Annotated in this window: 24 protein-coding genes; 11 read left to right on the plus strand and 13 right to left on the minus strand. The window is 68.4% G+C overall.

Features of this window, described 5'->3' with window-relative positions; genetic code table 11:
• The first annotated feature begins 12 nt into the window (after nt 1–12).
• The 3 genes from G447_RS0103185 to G447_RS0103195 are packed head-to-tail and all read left to right on the plus strand — an operon-like array spanning nt 13 to nt 3,521.
• Nucleotides 13–1,206 (plus strand): ABC transporter ATP-binding protein, encoded by a 1,194-nt coding sequence (locus tag G447_RS0103185; RefSeq protein ID WP_026430017.1) that lies wholly within the window; start codon nt 13–15, stop codon nt 1,204–1,206.
• Between the two features lies 1 nt (nt 1,207).
• On the plus strand, nt 1,208–2,350 hold the full coding sequence (locus G447_RS0103190) for an ABC transporter permease (RefSeq protein WP_026430018.1): 1,143 nt from the start codon (nt 1,208–1,210) through the stop codon (nt 2,348–2,350).
• The gene (locus tag G447_RS0103195) at nt 2,337–3,521 is read left to right on the plus strand and encodes an ABC transporter permease (RefSeq protein WP_026430019.1); all 1,185 of its coding nucleotides are present in this window, start codon (nt 2,337–2,339) and stop codon (nt 3,519–3,521) included. Before G447_RS0103190 ends, G447_RS0103195 begins: the two co-directional genes overlap by 14 nt.
• A gap of 223 nt (nt 3,522–3,744) precedes the next feature.
• Here G447_RS0103195 and G447_RS0103200 read toward each other — a convergent pair whose 3' ends face one another.
• The 9 genes from G447_RS0103200 to G447_RS0103235 form a co-directional block, all read right to left on the minus strand.
• The gene (locus G447_RS0103200; protein ID WP_026430020.1) at nt 3,745–6,699 is read right to left on the minus strand and encodes an AAA domain-containing protein; all 2,955 of its coding nucleotides are present in this window, start codon (nt 6,697–6,699) and stop codon (nt 3,745–3,747) included.
• Nucleotides 6,700–7,130: 431 nt separating this feature from the next.
• The gene (locus tag G447_RS0103205) at nt 7,131–7,502 is read right to left on the minus strand and encodes a type II toxin-antitoxin system VapC family toxin (protein WP_026430021.1); all 372 of its coding nucleotides are present in this window, start codon (nt 7,500–7,502) and stop codon (nt 7,131–7,133) included.
• Nucleotides 7,499–7,693: a type II toxin-antitoxin system VapB family antitoxin gene (locus tag G447_RS0103210; protein WP_026430022.1), complete on the minus strand. Its 195-nt coding sequence runs from the start codon at nt 7,691–7,693 to the stop codon at nt 7,499–7,501. The genes G447_RS0103205 and G447_RS0103210 overlap by 4 nt, the downstream gene beginning before the upstream one ends.
• Nucleotides 7,694–7,827: 134 nt before the next feature.
• The gene (locus G447_RS12810; RefSeq protein ID WP_341532728.1) at nt 7,828–8,361 is read right to left on the minus strand and encodes a HEPN domain-containing protein; all 534 of its coding nucleotides are present in this window, start codon (nt 8,359–8,361) and stop codon (nt 7,828–7,830) included.
• A gap of 54 nt (nt 8,362–8,415) precedes the next feature.
• Entirely contained in the window at nt 8,416–9,312 is an 897-nt protein-coding gene (locus G447_RS12815) for an ApeA N-terminal domain 1-containing protein (RefSeq protein ID WP_341532729.1), read from the minus strand.
• A 20-nt stretch (nt 9,313–9,332) separates the two neighbouring features.
• Nucleotides 9,333–10,415 carry a redox-regulated ATPase YchF gene (ychF, locus tag G447_RS0103220; RefSeq protein WP_026430023.1) on the minus strand — a complete coding sequence of 361 codons (1,083 nt, stop codon included), beginning with the start codon at nt 10,413–10,415 and terminating at the stop codon, nt 9,333–9,335.
• A 241-nt stretch (nt 10,416–10,656) separates the two neighbouring features.
• Nucleotides 10,657–11,970, minus strand: coding sequence for a hypothetical protein (locus G447_RS0103225; RefSeq protein ID WP_026430024.1), 1,314 nt, complete (start codon nt 11,968–11,970; stop codon nt 10,657–10,659).
• Nucleotides 11,971–12,135: 165 nt separating this feature from the next.
• On the minus strand, nt 12,136–13,155 hold the full coding sequence (locus tag G447_RS11690) for a hypothetical protein (RefSeq protein ID WP_131295668.1): 1,020 nt from the start codon (nt 13,153–13,155) through the stop codon (nt 12,136–12,138).
• A gap of 289 nt (nt 13,156–13,444) precedes the next feature.
• Entirely contained in the window at nt 13,445–14,515 is a 1,071-nt protein-coding gene (locus tag G447_RS0103235) for a 4-hydroxy-3-methylbut-2-enyl diphosphate reductase (protein WP_005867635.1), read from the minus strand.
• 262 nt (nt 14,516–14,777) lie between these two features.
• Between G447_RS0103235 and xseA the strand changes: the two genes are divergently transcribed.
• The 3 genes from xseA to G447_RS0103250 all read left to right on the plus strand — a co-directional run bounded on the left by xseA (nt 14,778) and on the right by G447_RS0103250 (nt 17,674).
• Nucleotides 14,778–16,085: an exodeoxyribonuclease VII large subunit gene (xseA, locus tag G447_RS0103240; protein WP_026430025.1), complete on the plus strand. Its 1,308-nt coding sequence runs from the start codon at nt 14,778–14,780 to the stop codon at nt 16,083–16,085.
• 64 nt (nt 16,086–16,149) lie between these two features.
• Nucleotides 16,150–16,371 (plus strand): exodeoxyribonuclease VII small subunit, encoded by a 222-nt coding sequence (locus G447_RS0103245; RefSeq protein ID WP_026430026.1) that lies wholly within the window; start codon nt 16,150–16,152, stop codon nt 16,369–16,371.
• A 370-nt stretch (nt 16,372–16,741) separates the two neighbouring features.
• Nucleotides 16,742–17,674 (plus strand): carbohydrate kinase family protein, encoded by a 933-nt coding sequence (locus tag G447_RS0103250; RefSeq protein WP_026430027.1) that lies wholly within the window; start codon nt 16,742–16,744, stop codon nt 17,672–17,674.
• A 28-nt stretch (nt 17,675–17,702) separates the two neighbouring features.
• On the opposite strand, the gene G447_RS0103255 is transcribed toward G447_RS0103250, so the two are convergent.
• The gene (locus G447_RS0103255; protein WP_026430028.1) at nt 17,703–18,464 is read right to left on the minus strand and encodes an isoprenyl transferase; all 762 of its coding nucleotides are present in this window, start codon (nt 18,462–18,464) and stop codon (nt 17,703–17,705) included.
• A 180-nt stretch (nt 18,465–18,644) separates the two neighbouring features.
• Here G447_RS0103255 and trhA point away from each other — a divergent pair, with 180 nt between their 5' ends.
• Both trhA and greA read left to right on the plus strand, forming a co-directional pair.
• The gene (trhA, locus tag G447_RS0103260) at nt 18,645–19,328 is read left to right on the plus strand and encodes a PAQR family membrane homeostasis protein TrhA (RefSeq protein ID WP_026430029.1); all 684 of its coding nucleotides are present in this window, start codon (nt 18,645–18,647) and stop codon (nt 19,326–19,328) included.
• Nucleotides 19,329–19,396: 68 nt separating this feature from the next.
• Nucleotides 19,397–19,876 (plus strand): transcription elongation factor GreA, encoded by a 480-nt coding sequence (gene greA / locus G447_RS0103265; RefSeq protein ID WP_005867619.1) that lies wholly within the window; start codon nt 19,397–19,399, stop codon nt 19,874–19,876.
• Between the two features lie 135 nt (nt 19,877–20,011).
• Here the strand turns inward: greA and G447_RS0103270 are convergent, their stop codons facing one another.
• On the minus strand, nt 20,012–21,469 hold the full coding sequence (locus G447_RS0103270) for an AI-2E family transporter (protein WP_034476171.1): 1,458 nt from the start codon (nt 21,467–21,469) through the stop codon (nt 20,012–20,014).
• A gap of 141 nt (nt 21,470–21,610) precedes the next feature.
• Between G447_RS0103270 and msrA the strand changes: the two genes are divergently transcribed.
• From msrA to G447_RS0103285, 3 genes are all read left to right on the plus strand, one after another.
• The gene (msrA, locus tag G447_RS0103275; RefSeq protein WP_026430031.1) at nt 21,611–22,228 is read left to right on the plus strand and encodes a peptide-methionine (S)-S-oxide reductase MsrA; all 618 of its coding nucleotides are present in this window, start codon (nt 21,611–21,613) and stop codon (nt 22,226–22,228) included.
• A gap of 235 nt (nt 22,229–22,463) precedes the next feature.
• On the plus strand, nt 22,464–23,030 hold the full coding sequence (locus G447_RS0103280; RefSeq protein ID WP_026430032.1) for a TetR/AcrR family transcriptional regulator: 567 nt from the start codon (nt 22,464–22,466) through the stop codon (nt 23,028–23,030).
• A gap of 108 nt (nt 23,031–23,138) precedes the next feature.
• Nucleotides 23,139–23,468, plus strand: a complete 330-nt coding sequence (locus G447_RS0103285; RefSeq protein ID WP_026430033.1) for a hypothetical protein — start codon at nt 23,139–23,141, stop codon at nt 23,466–23,468.
• Between the two features lie 68 nt (nt 23,469–23,536).
• On the opposite strand, the gene G447_RS0103290 is transcribed toward G447_RS0103285, so the two are convergent.
• Nucleotides 23,537–23,935 carry an FKBP-type peptidyl-prolyl cis-trans isomerase gene (locus G447_RS0103290; protein ID WP_026430034.1) on the minus strand — a complete coding sequence of 133 codons (399 nt, stop codon included), beginning with the start codon at nt 23,933–23,935 and terminating at the stop codon, nt 23,537–23,539.
• 16 nt (nt 23,936–23,951) lie between these two features.
• Nucleotides 23,952–24,932, minus strand: coding sequence for a Bax inhibitor-1/YccA family membrane protein (locus G447_RS0103295; RefSeq protein ID WP_026430035.1), 981 nt, complete (start codon nt 24,930–24,932; stop codon nt 23,952–23,954).
• Nucleotides 24,933–24,989: the final 57 nt, after the last annotated feature.

Here is a 24,989-nt window from a genome sequence, read left to right on the forward strand (position 1 = left end):
AGGCGGGGAGGAATGGACTCCGAGAAAGGCGCCGGGGGCGCGCAGCGGAACGAGGCGGTCGGGGACGCGGAGCCGACGCGCGGAGCCGGGACTGATGCGGATCAGGCGCGCGGGCCCGGAGCGGGCACGACCGGAGTGGCTGGGGGTCGGTCCGGAGCGGCGGACACCGCTCACGGGACCGACGGCCGGGCGGACGCTGCCCATGGGACCGACGGCCGGGCGAGCACCCTCCACGGGAGCGACGGCCGGACCGGTGCCGCCGTCGAGATCGAGTCCCTGGTGAAGCGCTACGGGGAACTGATCGCCGTGGACGGGTTGTCACTGAGGATCGGGCGGGGCGAGGTCGTGGGCCTGCTCGGCCCCAACGGCTCGGGCAAGACCACGACGATCAACTGCCTCCTCCAACTGCTCTCCTACGACAAGGGGGCGATCCGCGTGTTCGGCGAGCCCATGTCGCCCACCGCCTACGGCCTCAAGCGCCGCATCGGAGTGGTGCCCCAGGAGGTCGCCGTTTTCGACGAGCTCACCGTGGCCGAGAACATCGACGCCTTCTGCGCCCTGTACGTGCGCGACCGCGGCCTGCGGCGCCGCATGGTCTTAGAGGCGGTCTCCTTCGTCGGGTTGGAGAAGTTCGCGGCCTTCAAACCGAAGAAGCTCTCGGGCGGACTGCTGCGCCGCCTCAACATCGCGTGCGGGATCGCGCACCGCCCCGACCTCATCATCCTCGACGAGCCCACGGTGGCCGTCGACCCCCAGAGCCGCAGCGCCATCCTCGACGGCATCAAGCGCCTCAACCAGCAGGGCGCCACCGTCATCTACACGAGCCACTACATGGAGGAGGTGGAGCAATTGTGCGACCGGATCACCATCATGGACCGGGGACGCCAGGTGGCCTCGGGCACCTCCGACGAGCTCAAAGCCATGATCGGCACGGGCGAGCGCATCCGCGTGGAGGTCGTCGACCCGCTCCCCCTGGGTGAGGAGGCCCTGGAAGCGCTGCGCCGCCTCGCGCGGGTGCGCTCCGTCGCCTACGAGGCGCCCACCGTGCTCATCGAGTGCGCCACCGGGCCCCACAACCTCTCCGACGTCATGGGCGCACTGGCCGCGGTCGGCGCGACCTGCGGCCGGGTCGTCTCCGAGCCCCCGACCCTCAACGAGGTGTTCCTGGAGATCACCGGCCGCGCGCTGCGGGACGAGGCGGCCTGACATGGCGGCCGTCTTCCGCTACCAGGTGCTCCGGCTCCTGCGCGACCGCATCCTGCTCGTGTGGACGCTCGCCTTCCCGATCGTGCTGTCACTCATCTTCATGGCGCAGTTCTCCAACCTGGAGAAGGCCTACGAGGCCACCCCCATGAGTTTCGGCGTCGTCCAGGACGACGCGTACTGGGAGGCCCCCGGACTGGACGCCGTCGTCGAGCGCATCTCCTCCGAGGACGCCGACCCGCGCCTCGTCGTGAAGGTCGCCCATTCCACCGCGTCCGAGGCCGAAGCCGCCGCGAAACGGGGCGACACGAACGGCTACCTCGCCGTCGAGGACGGCGGGCCGGTGCTGCACGTGACTCAGAAGGGCAACGAGTCTGAGACGACCCGGGTCCTGCGGGTGGTCATGGACTCCTACACCCAGGCGGTGGCCGAGCACCGGGCGCTCGCCGAGGCGGGCGCACCACCCGAGCAGGTGGCCGGGGCGGGGGCCGACCGCTCCTTCACCCGCCCGGTCTCGGTGACGCCGAATCCCGTCAAGCCCGCGACCCGCTACTACTTCGCGCTGCTCGCCTTCGCCAGCGGCATGGGCACGACCGTCACCATGGTCGCCGTACAGGGCATCATGGCCTCCTCCCCCCTGGGGGCGCGGCGCGTCCTGGCTGGCCTGCCGCGGTGGAAGGTCCTCACCGCCACACTCACGGCCTCCTGGGCTTGCGTCCTGGTCTGCCTGCTCATCGCCTTCGCATTCATCGCCGCAGTGGTGGGCGTGGACTTCGGACCGCACGTGGGCCTGTGCCTCGTGGCGATCGGGGCCGCCAGCCTCATGTCGAGCGCCGCGGGCGCCGCCCTGGGATCGGCAGGCAGAGCCGGGATCGGGGTGGTCTCCGCGATCACCTGCCTCCTGTCACTGTTCACCGGCCTGTACGGGCCCGGCGCGCAGTCCGTGGCCAACGCGGTCGAACACAACGCGCCGTTCCTGGCGCAGGCCAATCCCCTGTGGCAGGCATCCCATTGCTTCTACGCCCTGCTCTACTACGACTCCTTGGAGCCCTTCGCCCGCAGCTGCGCCGTCCTGGCGGGCATGACGGGCCTGTTCCTCGCTATCGCTCTGATCCGCGCCAGGAGGATGACCCATGAGCGCCTTTAGAACGTCGTTGAAGATCGTGGCCGCCCACCGGGTGTACGTCCTGGTCTACCTGGTGCTCCTGTCCATGCTCGGCCTGCTCACCGGGTTGGCCCGGTCCGAGGACTCCTCCGACCAGGTCCAGCAGGCCACGGCGAGTGTGGCCGTCATCGACCGCGACGGCTCCACGGTCTCCCGGGGGATCAAGGGCTACATCGAGTCCGTCGGCGAGGCGAGGCCGCTGGAGGACTCGACGCGGGCCTTCCAGGACGCCACCGCGCAGAACCGCATCAACTACATCCTCATCATCCCCGCCGGTTACGGGGAGGCGCTGCAGCGGGCCGCACGAGGCGGGGGCGAGCCGCCGCAGATGGACACGGTCATCGGGTACGAGTCGGCCTCGGGCGCGCTCATGGACGTGCGCGTCGACTCCTACGTGGGGCAGGTCGCCGACTACCTGTCGGCGCTCACCGACGACCCGGCCCGGGCCGTCGCTCTGGCCGAGGAGACGATGAGCCACTGCGCCCCCGCCGAGAGGATCGCCCAGGACGCCACCCCCCTGCCGCACAGCCTCCTCGTCTACGCCCGGTTCTCCCTGTACCCGCTCTTGGCTTTCGCAGTCATCGCGATCGCGACGCTCATGGCGTCGTTGGGGCGCCGGGCGGTGCGTTCCCGCCTCACTGCGGCGCCGGTGAGCAGCGGGACCCACAACCTCGGTGTGCTGGGCGCCTGCCTGGTCGTCGGCGCCGTCGGGTGGCTGTGGGTGTTCGGACTGGGAGCGGCCGTCTTCGGAAGGGCCTCCCTCGCAGCGTCGGCGCCTCTGCTGGGCGTGGTCGGCGCCGCCCTGGGGGCCTACACACTCGTGGCCGTGTCGCTGGGGTTCCTCATAGGGGAGATCGGCCTGGGCGAGAACGCGGCCAACGCCATCGCCAATATCGGCGGCATGGCATTGTCCTTCCTGGGCGGGACCTGGGTGCCCATCGAATGGCTGCCCGACGCCGTCGCCCGGGCCGCCAGGCTCACGCCCGGGTACTGGGTGGACCAGGCGCTCTCCGGTGCGTACTCCGCCACCTCGACATCCGCGCAAGCGCTCCTCCCCCTGCTGGCCGACTGCGGGATCTGCGCCCTCTTCGCATTGGCGATCCTCTCAGTCGCCATGGGCGTGCGCCGGACGCGGGCGCGCGCGTCGCTGTGAGGCGGTGTGCGGGACGGAAACATCGCCCGCTCGCTGCGCCGCCCCTCGGATCACGCACACAAGGAACCGAATTACGTAAGACGTGGTCGCACACAACGGCGGAATTGCGCCGTTGTGTGCGACCAGTGTTTCCAAAATAGAGTCCCTTGTGTGCGTACTCAAGCAGGAGGCGCCGCCTCCCTCCCCCACGGAGCGCGGGACAGACCCGATCCCCTCGATCCCCTCACGCGAACCGTGGGGGGAAGGGGTCCTGCTCCACAGCGTCGAGCGCGGCCCGGATCCTCGCCTCCTCATTGGAGCCGTTCGTCGGCAGCCGCAGAACGGGCACGCCGTAGGCCCGCAGCACCTGGTCCTTCAAGACATCGCGGCGCCGCTGGACGGGGTCGCCCCCGTGGTAGCGGAACCCGTCGACCTCGATGCCCAAGACCAGTTTGCGCGTGACCGTGGAGAACACTCCGAAGTCGAGGGCACTGCCGTGCCAGACGAACTGCCGTTGCTCCTCGTTGAGACGGCGCGTGTGCGGCAGCACATCGCGCAGATGCACCTGGAACTGGTAGCCCAGGCGCGCGTAGCGCGTCTCGGCGAGGATGCTTCCCAGGAGCGTGTCGATGATGTTCTCCGAGGGGAAGCGGCTGGGGCCGTGCCATTTGCTGCGCGCGTACCCGCGCACAGCGTCCGAGTAGTGGGCGTAGAGGACATCGAACACTGACACTATGTCGGATTCGACGACCTGCTCGGGATCCAGCATGGTGATGTAGTCGAGCAGCGCAGTCACATTGCGGCTGTGGCGCACCCCTCCGTGGGCGGTCACAACGACGACCCGGTCCTTCGCCCGTGAAACGGCGACGTTCGTGATCCGCGAGTCGTCGTAGAACCGCGGATCCCCGCCGTCGGTGTCGTCGGAGTTCAGCACCGTGGAGAACACGATCGTGCCTGCGCCGCGGCCCTGGAACTTGTGAGCTGTTTCCGCGAGCCACCTCGCGTGCCCGCTCCCCTCCGATTCCTGCCGTACTCGCGCGCCCACGCGGTTCGCCTGCTCCCGGTAGGGGGTCACGATCCCGAGCACGTAGTCCCCCGACTCGTCTTTGTCCTCTGTCGTGACTCCGCGGTCCAGCAGTCGCAGATCCTCCAACTGGGCGATGATGTCGATCTCGCGCTGGGAGTACCGGCCACCGCGCAGGCGGCGCGCGTGGTTGCCGGGAGCGGCGCGCACGACGCGCATAGGCGGTTCCTGGGTATCGGACGGATCCGTCATCGCGATGAGCTGGCCGTTGTAGTACATGCGGTTGCAGAACTCGATGATGGCCGGACGGCACCGGTAGTGCTCTCTGAGGAGGGTGCGCGGGATCCCGGCCACTTCGCCGAGCGCCTTGACGGACTTCAGGAGCGACAAGGACCGCACGTCGTAACGGGGATCCGGCGGCTCGCGGCGGCTCTCCTCCCACCCCGTCAGGACGGGGCCCAGTTGTTGCTCGTCCCCGACGATGACGGCGTTGCGGGCTTTGCTCAGCGCCGCTATGCCCTCGGGGATGACGACTTGGGAGGACTCGTCGATGATGACCCAGTCGAGCAGGACCGACTCGTCCAGGTTCCCGCGGATCGAATGGCAGGTGGAAGCGACCACGGGGTACGTGCCGAGCAGGGACCGCGTCTGCTCGCTGAGGTACTCGGTCGACGTGAGGAGGGTCCGGGGCGCGGCCGTGAAACGGCGTCGGAGCGCCCTGTCGAGCACGGCCCGCGATTGGCTGCGGTACTCGCGCGCCTCCTCCTGGGCCCCGGCATTGCGGGAGCGCTCCTCCGCGCGCTCGATCCGCGAGGCGGTCTGCTCCTCGAAGGCCCGGTACCACTGCAGTTGCAATGCGGCCTGCGTGTCGGCGTCGTCCAGCCGCACCCCCTTGAGGGAGCCGTAGACGAAGTAGCGGCGCATTCTTTCGACGAGGCCGAGTACTCCCCGGTGGGGCCTGGGCGCTGACCGCGCGAGGGCGAGCAGATCCGCCAGCGCCTCCGGGCCCCGCCTCACGACGGGGAGGCCGGAGACGTCCGTGAGCGGGCGCCCGGACTCCCGGATCTTCACTTCGAGGAGTTGGCGCTCCTTGCGCGTCGCAGCGAGTTCCGCCCGGATCCGGGGAATTTCCCTCCCGTCCTGCCACAATTGGACAAGGCGCGCCTCGCGTTCGTGGAGGTCATCGGGGGCGACCGCAACCGGCGTCCCATCGGCTCCGAGGCTGGCCGTGGCCTCCCACTCCTCCCACAGCTCCCCGAGGCGTCCTTGTTCGCGGAGGAAGGCCTCCACTTTCTCCCGCTTCCCCACGTTCGCCACCAGGAACCCGTACCCCTCCTCGGTGAGCTTCTCCACGACGTTGTCCACCGCCGAGTTCACTCCGGAGACGATGCCGACCGTTTTCCCCTGGGCGACAAGGGTCGCAACCAGGTTGAGGATCGTCTGCGTCTTGCCGGTTCCTGGAGGGCCGTCGATCACGGAGAGTTGGTGCGAAAGCGCCGCTTTGAGCGCCCTGCGCTGCTCGAGGTTGGAGACGAAGGGCATGATGATGTCCTGCTCCGCGCCCGTGTCCGCGCTGCTCGTGCCCGTCAGATAGGCCTCGAGCGCCGAGCCCGGTGGGATTCTGCGCAGCCGTTCCCACACGTTCGCCAACGTGGCCGCTGCCCTCGCCGAGTTCTTCTCGGCCCTCCACCTCGTGGAGCGCCCCGTGTCCTCCTGCCGGGCGCCCGCCCACCTCGCCTGGCCCCTCACTTCGTCGCGCACGTAGCCCATGATTTCGAGTGCGTTGCGCCGTTCCGGGGTCAGCAGCCTCATCTGGACCTCCCCCTCGCCGCGGCGGCTGAGACCTACTGTGCCGTTGCTACGTCGGTACACAAGCGTGTAACGCACCCTACTGGGATCTTCGCGCAAGCCGAGCGAGTAAACGGTTTCAACAGTCCCCCACAAGGACCCCCGTACATAGACCTCGTCCCCCCGGACGAGGTCGCGCCGGACCACCTGATCGTAGATACGGACTTTGGCGGCCCGGTAACGGTATATTCTCCCAGAGGAATAGGTGACGACGATCTGGTCGCCCCGCTCTTCAAGGCCGCTCACGCGGCCCGTCACATCCTCGAAATCCGGCTGGCCCTGGTTGTGCACCAGCACGTGCATCGCCCGGGCATCGATGGCCCCCATCTCTCCCCCTTTGACGGTCGCGGTCCCATCACTCACGCTAGCGGACGGCCCGCCCACCCGGTAGGTTGCTGGGAATCCTCCCACCGGCGCCGATTCACTCGGCCAGAGCTCTGCGCGGCCCGCCTCGTCCGCTCCCCTCGCCCCCTAAGAGGCGAATCGAAGCCATCGACGGGAGCTTGGACCACCCGACGGACACCTCCCCCGAGGTCCGCAACCGAATCTGCTACCGGATCCGGAGCATCCTTGAAACCATCGGTCCCGCACACCACCTACACCGTAAAGCGCGAAGAACCGGCAAACGCGCACGAGGCCTAATCGCCAGCCCGGGTTTCTCACCGAGAATCTGCGGGTCGCAGCCGCAATTGCCCGAGGCAGTGGTCGAGCCGCGCCCTCGCACGACCCGACCACTGCCTCACGACAGCTCGCACTCCTTAGTCAAGATCCGCCAACACGCCCACGTCGCTGGCAGCGTGACGCAAGCGCTTATCGCGCGTCCATAGCGATACCCCGGGGGTGACGATGGCACTCGCTAAAAGCGCTGCATCAACAGCGCTGAGCCCCCTGCCCCACAGACGCCGCTCTTCGACGAGATGACGCACCCCCTGGTCATCAACGTTGCGAACGATCATCAAGCGTTCTAACGCCTTCAGGAAGATCGACCGGTCTTTCAGGTTGCCCAATGCCAGCTCAGTGATGACGCTCTGGTGCACGCACACCTGATCACGTTCGAGCAGATCGACCAGGACTGGCTCAGTTGTGCGCAGGTGGTCGATCCACACGTTCGTGTCAACGAGGACTCTCATGCGCGCGCCCGGCTCCGCGGCGCAGCCTCCGCTCCCGGATCACTGCCGCCGAGCACAGCTAGCTGACGGCCGCTCTCGATACGGACGAGAAGCTCCACCGCGTCTCGGATCAAAGCGGACCGTTCTCTGATCCCAGTGAGCTCCTCGGCGCGGGCGAGCAGGTCATCATCGAGTGTCACAGTCGTTCTCATGCTTACCTCCATCACCAGCATAACATCACCAGCATCATCATTTGATTCACATTGTGATGCGACTTCGCTTCGCGAGCTCCACTCCCAACAGGAAAGCCGGGCCATGCCCTCGCACGACCCGGCCGCTGCCTCTTTCAGGAATTGGACTCTCGTGCCACAAGCCACTCGTTCGATTTCCGACAGACCGTCCGCAACTGCGGGTGCTCTCGCACGATCTGGCGCTGCCGCTCCGCCGACAGCCCAAGCTCGAGCAAGATGTTGAGGATCACGACCGCGGTTGTGGCCCCGACAATGGCATCCAACTCATCGATGGAATGGTTGGGCGTCCTGCCCTCGTGTGCGAGGTCGTTGCGGGCACACGCCGTCCGCTTCGCCCAATGATCGACGTCTGGCACGAACTGCATGATCGCTTCCTGATTGGGGCGAGCGGCTAGGGCGAGAAGCCGGTCCCGAAGCGTCGGAGTGTTTCTGATCGCCGCCTTGAACCTGCCTCGGTGCTCTTCGGGCACCTGGTCGAGCATGGCGTTACGGATCGCCTTGAACTCCGCCTCGGGGATTGGTTTCTCATCGATGTCGAGGCCTCGGTGCAGCACTTCGGCAGCACCCACTGCCATCAGGAGGTTGTTCTCAACGAAGCGAGCCGACGCGTAGCGCAGACCCAGGATCATGTTGGTCGCTGCCCGCAATCGATCATGCGCCTCGCACCAGCGTGGCAAGACTTCCTAAAACGGGAGCTCCTCACAGGTGAAGAACACCCGATCAGGGTCAACACCCTTCTCGTCGTGCTTACCGGGCGCTACGGGAGAGTAGAGCACGTTGGCGGACCGGCGCGGCCGAGGCTGGTCATTCGGCAGGACCGACTCTGTTCCGGCAACCTCCAGCCGGAGCCAGAGCACGCCAGCAGCACGGTGCGTCGCCAGCGCAATCAAATCCTGTATCAGGCTTGCTTCCTTCAGCGCGACATTCAGGGCGAACGGCTCGTCTCGGCAGACGCGAATGTGAACAGTGTCGCGCATGCGCCCGACCATCCCGCCCTTGCGCCGGTCAAAAAATGGCAGGGTGTGAGTGCGCACAAGGCTATACTCTGCGCCACCAACTAACACCGTCTGCGTCCCGATCGGCTCTACTGAGACCGCCCCGGTCCCATCGAGCTTGCCATCACGAGAGCCGAGGGAGGCTGAGAAGACAGACGATGCAGACCAGAGCGCCAAGTCTTCGACCGAGACCTCAGCCGCCGCGAACGCCGCGTCGCCTTCTCCGCTGACGTGTGCGCCGATGACCGCTATCGTCGCACTCACGGTCTGCAGGTCGGGACTCTCCACCCGCGCGAACATGGTCCGTTCGCTCCTAGTGGGAACACAGCCTAGGAGTGTGACCTCACGCTGCTCGGCCACCCCGTGAATAACGTCCCACGTCCTGGTGCCCTCGAGTTCATCCATAACTCCAGGGGCGAGAGTCGAAAAGATGCGGTCCTCGAACGCCCCGATCAGCGAGAGCGAGGATCTTCCTTCGCCGTCATACCGCAAGATGCCTGGGATCTGCTTGCCAGGCTCATCCGGCAGCCACCACAGGCCAGCCAATTCGACGGCCTCATCGAGATTCAAAGGATTGTTGGCCATCGCTCTCCTATGACGACTACTCAGACATTGAACCGGAACTCCACCACGTCCCCGTCCTGCATGACGTAGTCCTTGCCCTCCATGCGGACCCGGCCGTGGGCGCGCGCCTCGGCGATGGAGCCCAGGGAGACCAGGTCCTCGTAGGAGACGATCTCGGCCTTGATGAAGCCCTTCTCGAAGTCCGTGTGGATGACGCCGGCGGCTTTGGGGGCGGTGTCGCCCTTGTGGATGGTCCAGGCGCGCGACTCCTTCTCGCCGGCCGTGAGGAAGGTCTGCAAGCCCAGGGTGTCGAAGCCGACGCGGGCCAGCTGGTCCAGGCCCGACTCGTCCTGGCCGGACTCGGCCAGCATCTCGCGGGCGTCCGCCTCGTCGAGCTCCACCAGCTCCGCCTCGAACTGCGCGTCCAGGAAGACCGCCTCCGCGGGGGCCACCAGGGCGCGCAGCTCGTCCTTGCGGGCCTCGTCCTCCATGCCATCGGCGTCCATGTTGAACACGAAGATGAAGGGCTTGGTCGTCATCAACTGGAAGGACGCGAGCGCCTCCTGGTCCAGGTCCGCGCCCGCTGGGCCGCTGAGCAGTTCGCCCTTCTCCAGGACCGCCAGCGCCGCCCGCGCCGTTTCGAGGACGACGGGCTCGGTCTTCTTGCCGCGCACTTCCTTCTCCAAGCGGGGGATCTGCTTCTCCAGCGTTTGCATGTCCGCCAGAACCAGTTCCGTCTGGATCGTCTCAATGTCCGAGGCGGGGTCCACTTTCCCGTCCACGTGCATCACGTCGGGGTCGTTGAAGGCGCGGGTGACCTGGCAGATGGCGTCCGCCTCGCGGATGTTCGCGAGGAACTGGTTGCCCAGCCCCTCCCCCTCCGAGGCGCCGCGCACGATGCCGGCGATGTCGACGAAGGACACGGTGGCGTGCACGGTCCGCTGCGAGTGGAACATCTGGGCCAGCGTGTCCAGGCGCGGGTCGGGCAGGGGGACCACTCCCACGTTCGGTTCGATGGTGGCGAACGGGTAGTTCGCGGCGAGCACCGTCGCGCGCGTCAGGGCGTTGAACAGGGTCGACTTGCCGACGTTGGGCAGTCCGGCGATACCAATCGTAAGAGACACGGTCTCATCCTAACCGACCCCCCGCGCACCTGGGCCCGACCCACGGGCCCGTCCGCACCGATGCCCAGTTCGCCGGCGCCCCCGCGCCTGGGCCAGGCGCGGCCGACCGTGTTCCTGGCCGCCGGAACCGGGGTGGGCGCGTGGACGCCCGGCCCCACGCGGACGACACCGACCGCCACGAGAGGCGCTATTCAACCCCGCCGCCGTTTCCCCAGAACGCGGCTTGCCCCGGCTCCGCGCATCACCCGTACAAGCTGTGGAACGCGAGCTTCTCGAAAGAGCCGAAGACGACGCGCAACCCGAGGAACGTGTTGATCGCGAGCCCGCGGTCCCCGATCCGGAAGAACCGCGAGAATCCGAAACTGCTTGATGTCCATCCCGCGAAGGGGCTCCCGTACACGTCCTGGAACTCCCGGCTCAGCTGCCAGGCGGCGGCCGCCAGCTGTTGCTCGTCCGTCCGCGCGTGCTCTTCGGCGGGGGACACAACGATCTCCCAATCACTGGAGACCCGGCCCGTCACGGCGGCCCAGTCCCGCCCGACCAGTGCCTCGTCGTTGAGGTAGGTGCCCGGAACCGCCCCCAGTTCCATGAGGACACGGTCCATCCGCGCGCCCGCCGACCACTGCTGGACAATGTCGCGCAGTTGGCCCAACGAGAGCCCCCACCGCATCGGGAGGACCGTGCGCCCCGCCCGGCGATGGGCGCGGGGAGCCGTTTCCTTTTCCGGTTCTGCGAGGCGGGCGCGCAAATCCGCGAACGTCAGGGCGGGCCTGCGGTTGTCGTCGGTGTCCGGGCGTATCCCCTCGTCGTTGTTCTCTTCTATCATCTCGATCTCCCTGAGCACGTCTTCGGGCTCACTGCCGTCGAGGGTGATCGGACCGGCGTCGAATCCACTGCTCTCAAGCATCGGCACCTTTTTAAGGGGCGCACCGCCTGCGAGCCCGGCGAGGACCGCCCCCATCCCCTGCGTGCGCCCCGGCGGGAAGACGACGCACTCGCCCGTCGCCGCACTGGATATTTCGATCCCCTCGTGGGTGGCGCGCAGGGTGACGGCGCCCAGCCCGCTCACCGACATGTCCCACCGGTAGACCACCTCCCGGCGCCATTGGGGAGGCATCAGTTCCAGGTCTTGGGGCAGCGTGTTGAAAACCGGGTCGAATTCTATGTCGAAGTAATCCCAGTTGTATCCGACCAGGCCGCATTGCCGCCACCAGTCGAAGACAGATGTCGTGCGCTCGCCGAGCACCATGGACCACCGGAACGGCTTATCATCGGCCATCCCCCACTTGAAGGCGTGGTACTCGTCCTTCTCGGTGTACTCGCTGTTGAAGAAGTGCACGGCCAGCGTCAGCCTGCCCCGAAACCTGTGGGGGGCGACCACGACCGTGTGCTCCCCCAGCCTCCACCGCACCCACATCCCGTTGCCGGTCACGACCGGGACAGCGGGCGCGAGCAACTCGGCCGTGTCCAGGATGAACTGATGGACCTCGGACAGCGCCAGGTCACGGCCCGCGAGCGCGGCAACGCGGTCACTGAGTTCTTCAATGGGATCCATGACGGGCTCCTTAGCCGTTCTCTCAAACCGGTACCAGCGCGCACCTCGACCCCTGGGATCCGTGCGCCCCATGCGTCTTCCATGCTACCCGCAGAGCAGTGCTCCCTTCGCGGATTCAGCCCCACAACCAGCAGCACCCGGGCGCCCCGCCCGCCTGGTACCTGATCACCAATCGCGTGGAACAGGTCCCGTCCCGACCGCGGACCTCCACGCCTGGGCGACTGGATCAGCACGGACATGGATGCGCCGTGCCTCGTTGCCCGAGTCGGGTTCGGGCACCCACGGCCTCCCCCGGCCGGTCCCGACCAGGCCGCCGTCTTCGAGCACGTCCGCGATGCGGTCGCGCAACCCAGCGAAGTCCTCGAAGTCCTGCCACAGGACGCGTTCAATCTGCCAGCCCTCCGCTTCGACGAGGCGTTGCCTGTCCTGCTGGTGGCGAACGGCCCGGTTGAACTCCTGGGTGTTCGTCCCCATCTTCCCCGTCCCGTCGAACTCCCACGCCTTCCTCTGCCCGGGGACTGCCGCGTCGAGGAAGAACTCCCGGCCCCCGCGCGTCCTCACCGGCACCTGGGTGGCGGGGGCCTCGTGGGACGTGGCGGTGAGCACGTAGAGGAGCGCCGCCTCGCCCACCGACTCGCACCCGGCGTCCGCCGCGAGGACGACCCGCCTCGCGCGACCCATCCCGTAAGCGCCCGCGTCCTCGCCCTGGGCCACGAGTTCCAGCAGGATCCGGCGGGCCTCCTCCTCCCGGACACGCGATCCGGCCAAATCCCGGCGGTCGAAGCGCGACAGCCGGCGGAGCGCCATCGACACCGCAACGAAAGCCTCAAGCGGTGGGCGCATCGCGGCGATCAGCACACTCGTCGTCCAAAGGTCCTCCGCTGGCAGGCCGCGCACGTTCCCGACTCCGCGCAGCGGGTGCTTCCTGGTGACACGGCGCACACGAACCCTGGGCACACATTGGTCACCGACGTCGACGCGCGGGAACCACGAGGCCGTGTACGCCCGCCCACTGGTGAACTCCACGTCAGGATTGGAGATCCACTGGGGGACGCCGTGGATGGCGAGCGCGCTCTCACCACAGAACACGACGCTTTGCCGGATCTGCTCGTGCGCCACTGCGATCCGGGCCAGTGCCACGTCCTGCCACCGTTTCCATAGCGGGATCCCGCCCGGATCACTCAAAGCAGCACCCCGGCGCAAACGGCGCACTTTTCAATACAGAACTCCGCATGAACGCGCTTTCGGAAGAGCACACGGCACCCCCTTCCCAGCATTACCGAAAGCGCCAGCCCAGCGGAGCCCCGCGCGGGCCAAAACACCCCGGGGGAAGAATGCGTTCCACACCCAGCAACGCCCAGACCCCGGTCCCCGCGCGCCCGGGATGCGCCGCTGACGACTGACGGACTGTCAGATGTAGGACCCCGGCCCCGCGCGCCGCCCCCTGGAGGCCCCCGCCCTCAGCCTCCCGGCCTCACCTGGTGTGGTCGGGCAGAACCTCCCTGGGGGCGTGGGGGCGCGCGGGCGCCATGCCCGCGGCCTTGAGGTCGGCGCGCAGGTCGCGCGGCAGGGCGAAGGTGGTGGACTCGGTCTCGGTCCGCACGACCTCCACGGTCGGGAACCCGTGGGCCTGCAACCATTCGATGACATCGCGCACCAGGATCTCCGGGACTGACGCGCCCGAGGTGAGCCCCACGGTGGCGGCGCCGGCGAACCATTCGCCGCGCAGTTCCTCGGCCTTGTCGATGCGGTGGGCGGAGGGCACGCCGGATTCCAGGGCGACGTCGACCAGGCGCACCGAGTTGGACGAGTTCGCTGATCCCACGACCACCATGACATCGACTTTCGGGGCGATGGCTTTGACGGCGCCCTGCCGGTTCTGGGTGGCGTAGCAGATGTCGTCGGAGGGGGGGTCGATGAGGTTCGGGAAGCGCTGGCGCAGCCTGTCCACGGTGAGCCGCGTCTCGTCGACGGAGAGGGTGGTCTGCGAGATCCACACGACTCGGTCGGGGTCGCGCACCACCACGTCATCGACCTCCTCGGGGGTTCCGACGACCTGGATGTGCCCGGGGGCCTCGCCGAACGTCCCTTCGACCTCCTCATGGCCCTGGTGGCCGACCAGGATGATGTCGTAGTCCTGTTTGGCGAAGCGCACGGCCTCGCGGTGGACTTTCGTGACCAGGGGGCAGGTCGCGTCGATGGTGGCGAGCCGCCGCACGCGGGCGGCCTCGTGGACCTCCGGGGAGACGCCGTGGGCGGAGAAGACGACGCGCGCGCCCTCGGGGACTTGGTCGGTTTCCTGCACGAAGACGGCCCCGCGTTTGGACAGGGACTCGACGACGAACTTGTTGTGGACGATCTCCTTGCGCACGTAGACGGGGGCGCCATAGAGTTCGAGCGCTTTCTCGACGACGTCGACCGCGCGATCGACTCCCGCGCAGTAGCCACGGGGCGCTGCCAGCAGGATGCGCCCACCTCCGCCGACCGCAGTCGTTTCAGGCAGTGAAGTGAGGGAGGTGGCGCGCAAATCGGGGGTTCCGTGCATGCCACCACCCTAGCGGGGAGCACTCCCCGGCGCCCGCCGCCGGTCCCATCGCACAGCCCACGAGGCGGGGGCCGCCCCCACGCACCCACCGGCCCCACGACCGGCACGAACCGGCGGCGGACTGACGACGGGCAGTGCGGGCGGCACTCCGCGCCAGGCGCGGGCGGACAGGGCACGGCCGAGCGCACACAACCCCGCCTCGCCGGCACTCCGCATCCGGCGCGGGCGGACACGGCCGGCGCCGGTGTGGCATCCTGATCGGGTGACATCCCCGAGCCTGCCACCGGCCGCGAAGGCGGCGGACACCACGCGCGACAACCCATGGCCGTTGCGCCGCCTCACGGAGAACATCAAGAAGTACGTCGACCGGATGTCGCCCTTGTGGGTGGAGGGACAGGTCGTTGAGTTCAAGCGCCGTCCGGGCGCGAAGATGCACTTCCTGACGCTGCGGGACCTTCAGACGGACACGTCGATGACGGTGACCGCCTGGGCGGGCGTCATGGACCAGGCCGGGGACGGCCTGCAAGAGGGCGCCCGCGTGGTGACGCGCGTGAAACCGGTGTTCTGGGAGCGCACGGGCCGGCTCAACCTGCAGGCCGCTGAGATCCATTTGCAGGGAGTCGGGAGCCTGCTCGCCCAGATCGAGGCCCTGCGCCAGCGCCTGGCCGCCGAGGGGCTCTTCAACGAGTCCCGCAAGAAGCCCCTCCCCTTCCTTCCGCGGGTGATCGGCCTGGTGTGCGGGCGCGCCGCGAAGGCGGAGGACGACGTGGTGGTCAACGCCTCGGACCGTTGGCCGGGCGCGCGTTTCGAGATCCGCGAGGTCGCCGTCCAGGGGGACCGCTGCGTCGCCGAGGTGAGCGCCGCCCTGGCGGAACTGGACGCGGCGCCCGGGGTCGATGTCATCGTCATCGCGCGCGGCGGCGGCGCTGTGGAGGACCTGCTGCCCTTCTCCGACGAGGCGCTTGTGCGCGCGGTCGCGGCGGCCCGCACACCGGTGGTGTCGGCCATCGGGCACGAGGGCGACTGCCCGCTGCTGGATCTGGTCGCCGACTACCGCGCTTCGACGCCGACGGACGCGGCGCGCCGGATCGTGCCGGACCGCGCCCGTGAGCGCGAAGGAGTGGCCCAGGCGCTGGCCAGGATGCGCGGTGCGGTCGCGAACCGCATCGCGGCCGAGCGGAGTTCTCTGGCGCTGGTCGCCTCCAGGCCGGTGCTCACGGGCCCCGGCGCCATCGTCGATGGGTACCGGGCGGCGTTGGAGCGCCTGACCTCGTCGATGAACCAGGCGGTGGAGCGGCGCGTCAACACTGAGAAACAGCAGCTGACGCGTATGCGCGCGACACTGAGGGCACTGTCCCCGCAGGCGACCCTGGACCGCGGGTACGCGCTGCTGAAGACGCCGTCGGGGGCGCTGATCACCAGTTCCTCGGATGTGAAGAAGGGCGACCTCATCGAGGGGATCCTCGCTTCTGGCCGGATGGTCGCCCAAGTCGTGGGCGCGGCGCCCCCGGCCCCCCGCCCGGGCTCCGCGCCCCCCGGCGGCTCGGATCCCGCCGGCGCCCCGCGGTGAGCCCCTTACTATCGTCCCCATTCACAGCGGCTCCGCGCCAGCCGCGCCTCACGAAGGAGAATCCATGACAGGCGAGAAACTGCCGGACCCCGCCAGCCTCGGTTACGAGGCGGCCCGCGACGAACTGGTGCAGATCGTGCGCGCCCTGGAGGGCGGACAGGCGCCCTTGGAGGACACCCTGGCCCTGTGGGAGCGCGGCGAGGCATTGGCCGCCCGGTGCTCGGCGATCCTCGACGGCGCGCAGGCCAGGCTGGAGAAGGCGGACCAGTCGGGCGAGCCCCAGTAGCGCCCGGGCCCGCTGGACAGTGTCCGGCGCGTCCCGCTATGCCCAGCGCTTCCCCTCCACGTCCGGCGCTTCCCCGCCGTGCCCGGTGCGCGCCGTTCGACTCCCGCGACCGCGCCCGGGTCGAGGGTGCCTTCCCGCCGTGCCCGGTGCGCGCCCGCACCGAAGCGATGCGGCACCGCCCCGTCCCGTGGGCGCGGCCCCGCGCCCGAGCGCGCCCGGCAAAGGCAGGACCGCCATAGCCGGTCCCCTCGCTTTCCACCAGGACAATTACCCGACATACCCGGGGGCGAGACACGCCACGGAATTGGCCTCGCGCGCGTTACAGTGGGTGGGTAGCGCCGTCGCTGGCGCCACCACCCTAGGAGGCCCCATGGATCTGAGCACCACCCCCCACGTCCTCGCCATCGGCGAGGCACTCATCGATGTCGTAATCACTCCCGAGCAGCCGGACTTCCCCCAGGAGATCCCCGGCGGCTCGCCCGCGAACGTGGCCCTGACCCTTGGGCGCCTCGGACGCCCGGTCGCCCTATCGACGTGGATCGGCGCCGACGAGCGGGGGCGGCTCATCGAGTTCCACCTGCGCGACTCCGACGTGGAGATCACCCCGGAGTCCCGGGGGGCCTCCCGCACCTCCACCGCCCTGGCGCGCCTCGACGCCCAGGGCCAGGCCTCCTACACCTTCGACCTCGAGTGGGCGCCCACGAGCCCCCTGCCCGTGAGCGACACCGCAGTGGTCGTCCAAGCGGGTTCGATCTCCTCCGTCATAGAACCGGGGGCCGCTGTGGTCCTCGAAGCCCTCGAGCGCTCCCGCGCGCACGCCCTGGTGGTCTTCGACCCGAACGCGCGCCCCTCGATCATGGGCGAACCCGCGCGCGCCCTCGCCACCATCGAGCGCTTCGTCGCCGTCTCCGACATCGTGAAGGTCTCGGACGAGGACGTGGAGTGGCTGACGGACGGCGCCCCCCTGGAGGACACGATCGCGCGTTGGCTGGGCATGGGGCCCTCCATGGTCGTCGTCACCAGGGGCAAGCACGGCTCCTTGGCGGTCACGTCGTCGGGCGTGCGCCTGTCGAAGACCCCCAACGACGTCCCGGTGGTCGACACGGTGGGCGCGGGCGACTCGTTCACCGGTGGCATCATCGACGCGCTGTGGGAACTGGGTTTGACGGGCACTGGCGCTCGCGACGCCCTGCACAGCATCGACGAGGCATCGGTGGCGGCGATCCTGGACCGGGCTAGCGCCGTGTCGGACGTGACCGTGTCGCGCGCGGGGGCGAACCCCCCGTGGAAGCACGAGCTCTGAGCACGCCCCGTGCCTGGCGGCCCGGCCCTCAGCGGCCGAGCCGCCTTTCGCGCTGGGCGTAGGAGCGCAGGGCGCGCAGGAAGTCGACGCGCCGGAAGTCCGGCCAGTACACCTCGCAGAAGTAGTACTCCGAGTGCACTGACTGCCAGAGCATGAACCCGGAGAGGCGCTGCTCCCCGGACGTGCGGATGACGAGGTCGGGGTCGGGCTGGTCCTTCGTGTACAGGTGGGAGGCGATGTCCTGGTCAGTGAAGGACTCGGCGACCTCGGCGAGGCTGCGCCCCGCGGCAGCGGCCTCGCGCATCATCGCGCGCACCGCCTCAGTGATCTCATGGCGCCCGCCGTACCCGACTGCGATATTGACCTTCATCCCCTCCCTGCCCGCGGTCGCCTCGATGGAGCGGGTGAGGTCAGCGGCGACCCCGTCCGGCAGCAGCGAGAGGTCTCCAACGATCGCCAGTCGCCACGCCCCCTGTTTCGCCAGGGCCTCCACGGCCTCGCAGATGATCCGCAGCAGTTCGCCGAGCTCATCGGCGTCGCGGGAGAGGTTGTCGGTGGAGAGCAGCCACAGGGTGACGATGCCCACTCCGGCGTCGTTCGCCCACCCCAGGAACTCGCTGATCTTACCGGCCCCCGCCCGGTGCCCCTGCGAGGCGGGCGCCCCCAGGGACTTCGCCCACCGCCGGTTCCCGTCCAGGATGACGCCGATGTGCGCGGGGATCGGGGCGGTGGCGAGTTCCGCGCGGAGACGACGCTCGTAAATGTCGTAGAGCATGTTCCACTGGGCCATGGCTTCCTCGTTCCTCCGGTGGCGCACCGGTGAGCTGGTCGAATACGCTCAACGGCAAGTTTATCCGCTCACCACGCTCGACGCGTCAAGTGGAGCGCAGGCGGAACGGGCACGACGAAGAACCTACGCTATAGTAACCTACGGTATCGTAAGTGATGGTTTCCGCCACGAGGAGGCTCCATGGACATCGCGTCGCTCAAGCCCACGCAGTGGGTGCAAGGCCAACTGGTCGTCATCAAGCCCAAGCTGCGCGGATGGCTCCACCTGGGGGCCACCCCACTGTCGCTCGCCGCCTCCATCGCGCTGGTGTGCCTGGCGCCGACATCGGCGACCCGGTGGGGCTCAGCCGTCTACCTGGTGGCCTCGCTGTTCCTCTTCGGAGTGTCGGCGGCCTACCACCGCTTCTACTGGGCGCCCAAGTGGGAGACCATGTGGAGCCGCTTGGACCACTCGAACATCTTCCTCCTCATCGCGGGCACCTACACGCCCCTCACCATCGCCCTGCTGTCGCGCCACGATGCCACCGTCCTGCTCGGCATCGTCTGGGGGGGCGCGGCGGCCGGCATCCTCGTCAACCTGTTCTGGCCGTCCGCGCCGCGCTGGTTCAAGACCGCCATCTACGTGGCACTGGGGTGGGTGGCCGTGTGGTACCTGCCGCAACTGTGGCGGAGCGGGGGGCCCGCTGTCGTCTGGCTGGTCTTCGCGGGGGGAGTGCTGTACACGATCGGCGCCGTCGTCTACGGGACGAAGAAACCCGACCCCTCCCCCACGTGGTTCGGGTTCCATGAGATCTTCCACGCCTTCACCGTCGCGGCCTGGGCGTGCCACTGCGTCGCCGTCTACCTGGCGGTGCTGAACGCCTGATTTGATAAAATGGTCAGGAATCGCGTCGGCGCCCTGGGCGCCGACCCCTTTTATCTTTGGAGGTTCCCATGGCCGACACTCAGTGGCTCACGCAGGCGCAGTACGACCTGCTGGCCAACGAGCTCAAGGAGCGCATCGAGGTCAAGCGCCCCGAGATCGCTCGGCTCATCGACGCGGCGCGCCAGGAGGGCGACCTGCGCGAGAACGGCGGCTACCACGCCGCCCGCAATGAGCAATCCATGAACGAGACCCGCATCCAGGCACTCCAGGAGATGCTGGAGCACGCCGAGGTGGGCGAGACCCCCGCGGACGACGGCATCGTCGAGCCCGGGATGGTGGTGACCGCACTGGTCGCGGGACGCGAGCAGACCTTCCTGCTCGGCTCCCGAGACGCGGGGGGCGACCTGGGCATCCAGGTCTTCTCCACACAGGCGCCCCTGGGGGCAGCGGTCATCGGCCACAAGGCGGGCGACACAATCGAGTTCGAGGCACCCACCGGCCGGATGATCGAGGTGGAGATCCTCGGCGCCAAGCCTTTCAAGGGCTGACCCGCGCCGCGCCCGGATCCGAGGTCGGGGAGGATCCTCAGGCGCACAAGGCAGCACAACAGCACTGTTTGGGGCCGCGCTTCTGGCGCGGCCCCAAACAGTGCGATCCCTCCGCGCCCTCCGGCGCTTCCCAGGTCAGTCCGTCTCCTCCGCGCCGCCCGCGGCCTCCGCATCGGCCGGGTCCGGATACTCCTCGACGATGGTCGGCGCGGCACCATCGGACGCTTCCACTGCGACGGGCTCGTCGGCAGCGGCCTCAGTGGCCTCCGCGGCAGCCTCGGCCCCCTGCTGCTGGGCCAGCGCACGGGTGTCGGGCTTGCCGATGTAGGTGTTGGCGATCATCTGCTCGAGCATTCCGGGGGGCCCGCCCGGGCGGTCCGCCTGGGTCGCCAGTTGCGGCATCGGGTCGTAGCCGTGCAGGTACAGGACCGTCGCATTGATGAAAGCCGCGATCGGGACGCCGAAGACTGCCCCCGCGATACCGCCCACGGAACCGGCCGCAGTGATGACGAGCATCACGGCAACGGGGTGCAGGGATACGGCGCTGGACATCATGAAGGGCTGGAGCAGGTTGGACTCGACCTGCTGGACGACCAGGATGATCACGAGCATGATGACCGCCGAAGTCGCCCCCTTGTAGACCAGCGCCACCAGGACGGCGATGGCGCCGGACGCCAGGGCGCCGACGATGGGCACGAAGGCGGCGAAGAAGGTGATGACGGCGATCGGCACCACCATCGGCATCCCCAGGAAGAACGCGCCCAGCGAAATGCCGATCGCGTCAATGGCCGCCACTTGGATCTGGGTGCGCACGTATGACCCCAGGGTGACCCAGCCGCGGATCGCGGACTCGTGCAGTGGGACGCGGGCGGGGGCCGGGAGCAGCCGGACGACCCACAGCCAGATCGAACGCCCGTCCTTGAGGAAGAAGAACAGGCAGAACAGCATCGTCAAGCCGGAGGTGACCAGCGAGAGCAGTGAGGACGTGATCGACAGCGCCCCGGTCGCCAGCGATTGCTTGTTCGAGTTGACCCACTCGATCAACTCCGTGCGCATCTGGTTCACGAAGTTGTTGATCACGGTGGTGTCCACCTTGATAGGGCCGTGCTCCAGCCAATCGACCAGCTGCTTGACGCCGGACGTCGCTTGATCGACCAGCAGCGGCACTTGTTCGACGATCTGGTTGGTCGCCTGGGACAGGGCCGCGACGAACACGACGAAGAACAGCAGCAGGCCCACAGTGGCGGCCAGGGCCGGCGGGAAGTGGAGCCGGCGGCGCAGCCACTCGACCAGGGGTTGCAGGAATACCGCGATCGCCAGCGCGATCGCGACGGGCAGGAGGACCTCCTGGAGGCGCGACCCCAGCCAGACGATGCCGGCGACCACGGCGATGACCACGACGACGCGCCAGGAGACCGCAGCGCCCACGCGCAGCGTGCGGGGCACCGAGGCGACGATGTCCTTCTCCACCTCGTCCTCGCGCTCAACGCGTGGTGGCGCCGGTCGCGACTCCTCCCGGGACGGGCGCAGCGCTGTTATGCGCGCGACGAAGTCGCTGATGCTCCACCTGGTGGAGCCGTGGTTCTCACTCACTCTGCTCTCCTCATAGCCGACTGGGTAAAGACTACCGCCCGCGGGCTCGGGCACGCTCCCGCGCCGCGCCCGCACCGTAGTCGCGGATCCCACCCTTCGCCACGTGTGGCCCGCATCGCGTAGGAGTGGTGGAATGGGCCCGTGGAACTTTTCAACGCACTCCCCTCCTCCCCCATCCTCTCCCCCCGCCACGCGGTGCTGGGCACCCCGATCGATGCCGCGCCGGCGGACGGGCAGCAGGTCGCCTACTTCGCCGCCGGGTGCTTCTGGGGGGTGGAGAAGGCGATGTGGAGCGCTCCGGGTGTCATCGCGACCGCCACCGGGTACATGGGCGGGCACCGCCCCAGTCCCTCCTACGAGCAGGTGTGCGCCCACGGCACCGGGCACGCCGAGGCCGTGCGGGTCGTGTTCGACGCGGCGGCCGCCCCCTTCGGGCAGCTGGTCGCGCTGTTCTTCGAGATCCACGATCCGACGCAGGCCGACGGACAGGGCAACGACCTGGGGGACCAGTACCGGAGCGCGATATGGACGACCACTGCGGATCAGTTCGACATCGCCTCGCGCACCCGCGACGCGTTCCAGCACGAGCTCACCGCACACGGCTTCGGCACGATCACGACATCCATCGCCCCCGCCCCCGCCAGCGACTCCCCTAGGCGCTTCTGGTTCGCCGAGGAGCACCACCAGCAGTACCTCGCCAAGAATCCGGGCGGCTACGAGTGCCACGCGCGCACGGGACTGGCCTGTCCGGCTCTCTGACGAGGCGGGCGCCGGTCCGCGGCGCTCCCCTCCGGGCCTGGGCGGAACGCGGTCCTTCAAACCTGGTGCCCCACTCCCCTGCGCGCCCGTGTGGAACACGGCCCCAGCAGCGGATGCGCTGGCGCCCGGCTCGCCCCCTTTCCAGGTCCAACAGCGTTCCATTGACGGATCGAGGCGCCCGCCCTATCATATGAATGAACATATTCCATTCATTCATTCACCCAAGGAGGGCACCGTGGTCGACAAGCGCGAGGCGCTCAAACGCGCCGCGCACCAGATGTTCTCCCAGAAGGGCTACAAGGCGACGAGCATTGCGCAGATCGCCGCCAGGGCCCACGTGGCGGTCGGGAGCTTCTACAACTACTTCCCCTCGAAGGAGGCCATCTTCCTCGAGGTCTACATCGAGGAGAACAACCGCGCCCGCCAGCAGATGATCGAGACGATCGACTGGGAGGCCGACCCCATCACGATCACCGGGGACCTGTTCGACCAAGTGCGCACAGGAGTACGGGACAATCGGATCCTCGCCGAGTGGGGCAACCCGGCGCTCTCCGGGACACTGCACGCCCACTTCCAATCGGAGGCGCGCGAGGAGGACTACCCCTTCCACCAATTCCTCATCACCACCATCGCGGCCAAACTGGCCGACGCCGGTTTCGACGAGGCTGCGGTCGCACGCCTCCTCAACGTCTACCGGCTCGTCTACTTCATGGACACGCACATCACCGAAAGCGACTTCCCCGGATTCGACGAGGCGCTCGAAACACTGATCACACACTTCGTCAAAGGCGTTTTCGCCTAGCGGAGCGCCAGACCCAGGAACGCCCCGGCCCCTCACCACACATTCACAGCACACCCAAATGAATGAATCTCAGTATATACTCATTCATTGCGACGAAAGGAACGAACAATGAGCCTCGCACTCTCCGGGCGCTCCATCCTCGGCATTGCCATCGCGGCGATCGGCGTCCTCACCATGGCCTGGGGCACCACCCAGGCCGCCCAGGACTTCGAGGGGTTCAAGACCCTCGAGCTCGGCGGGATGATAGCCCTCGCCACGGGCCTGTGCCTGGTTTCCGAAGTCCCCACAGCCCTCCAGATCGGCGGGATCTGGATGGCGGCCGCGGCGAGCGCCGCGTATATCTTCACACTGCCCAACTGGGAGTTCCTGCTCCAGATGATGAGCGTGGTCCCGGTGGTGGCCCTCGCCGTGTGGATCACCACCCTGCTGGCGGATTAGGGGCGGACACAACGGCGCCGCCGCGCGGGTTTCCGCGCGGCGGCGCCGGGGCGCACTGTTCACAGCGCTCAGGCGACTCCGAGGATGTCGGTGACGAACACCAGGGTCGCCCCGCCGGGAATGCCTGCCTGGGGGACGCCGCGGGTGCCATAGCCCAGCTCCGCGGGGACCGACAGCAGGACGCGGTCGCCCACCCGCTTGCCGACGAGCCCCTGGTCCCAGCCGGGGATCACCATGCCCACGCCGATCTGGAAGGACAGTGCTCCGCCCCGGTCGAAGGAGTTGTCGAAGTCGGACTCGCCGGCGAACACGATGCCGTAGTAGTGGCAGTGGATCGTGTCCCCCGCCTCGACGACCTGGCCGTCCCCCTGGTGGAGGACCTCGACGAGCAGGTCCGGCGCGGGCGCCCCCTCGAAAGCGAGGGACGGCTTGCGGCCGAATTCCCCTGTGACGGTGATGTTCTCCACGGTTCCCCCAGTCGTGTCAGTCGTTGCGCAGGTAGGACAGCAGGCGCAGGATCTCGAAGTACATCCACACGAGGGTCACGGCGAGGCCGAAGGCGCACGTCCAAGCGGCGCGCGCGGGAGCGCCGTACTCCACGCCGACCTTGACGCGGTCGAAGTCCTGGACGAGGCAGAACGTCCCGATCAGCACCGCGACGACGCCGATGACGACGCCGAGGGGGATTCCCATCACCGTCATCCGGCCGATGGCAGTCGTATCGACCACGCCCGCGAACTCGAGGAGCACGGTCAGCAGGCGGAACACGACGAAGGACACCAGTGCGATCAGCGTGAAGCGCGCCAGCTTGGGCGAGTTGCGGATGCGGCCCGAGGCGAAGAGCGCCAGCGTCACGCCGAAGACGACCAGGGTGGCGACGACCGCTTGGAGGACGATGCCCGGGTACTGGGTCTCGAAGGCTGCGGAGATCGCGCCGAGGGCGAGCCCCTCGAACGCCGCGTAGGCCAGGACCAGCGCGGGGTTCGTGATCTTCATGAACGTGTTCGCCATCGCCAGGACGAAAGCCACGATCGTGGCGACGCCCGACAGCACGACTGCCGCGGCGATCGAGATCGTGAAGGTCATCCAGCCCAGGACCGCGCCCACGACGATCACGCCGAAGGTGATGCCGGTCTTGATGATGACGTCGTCGTAGGTCATGCGCCCGCGGTCCACCCCGTCGGCCGACGGGGCGTTCATCGCCGCCTCGTAAGCGCCCATCTGAGCGGCATCGATCCCATAGGGCGCGCCCTGGGGCATCCCGTAGGCGCCTTGCGGCTGGCCGTAGGGGTTCGTCGGCTGGCCGTAGGCGCCCTGGGGCTGCCCATAGGGGTTCGTCTGGCCGCCGTAGGGGTTCTGGGCGCTCTGCCCGGAGACCTGGTAGCCCGGCATGGCGGGGTAGCCCGCAGGGGTCTGTCCGGGTGCCCACTTCTTACCGAGATTGTCGAGGACTGGATTTGCCACTGTTTCATCTCCTTCGGCAATGGATACACGTCCAGTGTCTCACACGGGCCGGACTTT

The organism is Schaalia georgiae DSM 6843, from assembly GCF_000429245.1.
GTDB classification, from domain to species: Bacteria; Actinomycetota; Actinomycetes; order Actinomycetales; family Actinomycetaceae; genus Pauljensenia; species Pauljensenia georgiae.

What these genes read in the sequence shown, in the direction of transcription:
- G447_RS0103185 (WP_026430017.1), top strand. Translation starts at nt 13, where the DNA reads ATGGACTCCGAGAAAGGCGCCGGGGGCGCGCAGCGGAACGAGGCGGTC.
- G447_RS0103190 (WP_026430018.1), top strand. Translation starts at nt 1,208, where the DNA reads ATGGCGGCCGTCTTCCGCTACCAGGTGCTCCGGCTCCTGCGCGACCGC.
- G447_RS0103195 (WP_026430019.1), top strand. Translation starts at nt 2,337, where the DNA reads ATGAGCGCCTTTAGAACGTCGTTGAAGATCGTGGCCGCCCACCGGGTG.
- G447_RS0103200 (WP_026430020.1), bottom strand. Translation starts at nt 6,699, where the DNA reads ATGGGGGCCATCGATGCCCGGGCGATGCACGTGCTGGTGCACAACCAG.
- G447_RS0103205 (WP_026430021.1), bottom strand. Translation starts at nt 7,502, where the DNA reads ATGAGAGTCCTCGTTGACACGAACGTGTGGATCGACCACCTGCGCACA.
- G447_RS0103210 (WP_026430022.1), bottom strand. Translation starts at nt 7,693, where the DNA reads ATGAGAACGACTGTGACACTCGATGATGACCTGCTCGCCCGCGCCGAG.
- G447_RS12810 (WP_341532728.1), bottom strand. Translation starts at nt 8,361, where the DNA reads ATGATCCTGGGTCTGCGCTACGCGTCGGCTCGCTTCGTTGAGAACAAC.
- G447_RS12815 (WP_341532729.1), bottom strand. Translation starts at nt 9,312, where the DNA reads ATGGCCAACAATCCTTTGAATCTCGATGAGGCCGTCGAATTGGCTGGC.
- G447_RS0103225 (WP_026430024.1), bottom strand. Translation starts at nt 11,970, where the DNA reads ATGGATCCCATTGAAGAACTCAGTGACCGCGTTGCCGCGCTCGCGGGC.
- G447_RS0103235 (WP_005867635.1), bottom strand. Translation starts at nt 14,515, where the DNA reads ATGCACGGAACCCCCGATTTGCGCGCCACCTCCCTCACTTCACTGCCT.
- G447_RS0103245 (WP_026430026.1), top strand. Translation starts at nt 16,150, where the DNA reads ATGACAGGCGAGAAACTGCCGGACCCCGCCAGCCTCGGTTACGAGGCG.
- G447_RS0103250 (WP_026430027.1), top strand. Translation starts at nt 16,742, where the DNA reads ATGGATCTGAGCACCACCCCCCACGTCCTCGCCATCGGCGAGGCACTC.
- G447_RS0103255 (WP_026430028.1), bottom strand. Translation starts at nt 18,464, where the DNA reads ATGGCCCAGTGGAACATGCTCTACGACATTTACGAGCGTCGTCTCCGC.
- trhA (WP_026430029.1), top strand. Translation starts at nt 18,645, where the DNA reads ATGGACATCGCGTCGCTCAAGCCCACGCAGTGGGTGCAAGGCCAACTG.
- greA (WP_005867619.1), top strand. Translation starts at nt 19,397, where the DNA reads ATGGCCGACACTCAGTGGCTCACGCAGGCGCAGTACGACCTGCTGGCC.
- G447_RS0103285 (WP_026430033.1), top strand. Translation starts at nt 23,139, where the DNA reads ATGAGCCTCGCACTCTCCGGGCGCTCCATCCTCGGCATTGCCATCGCG.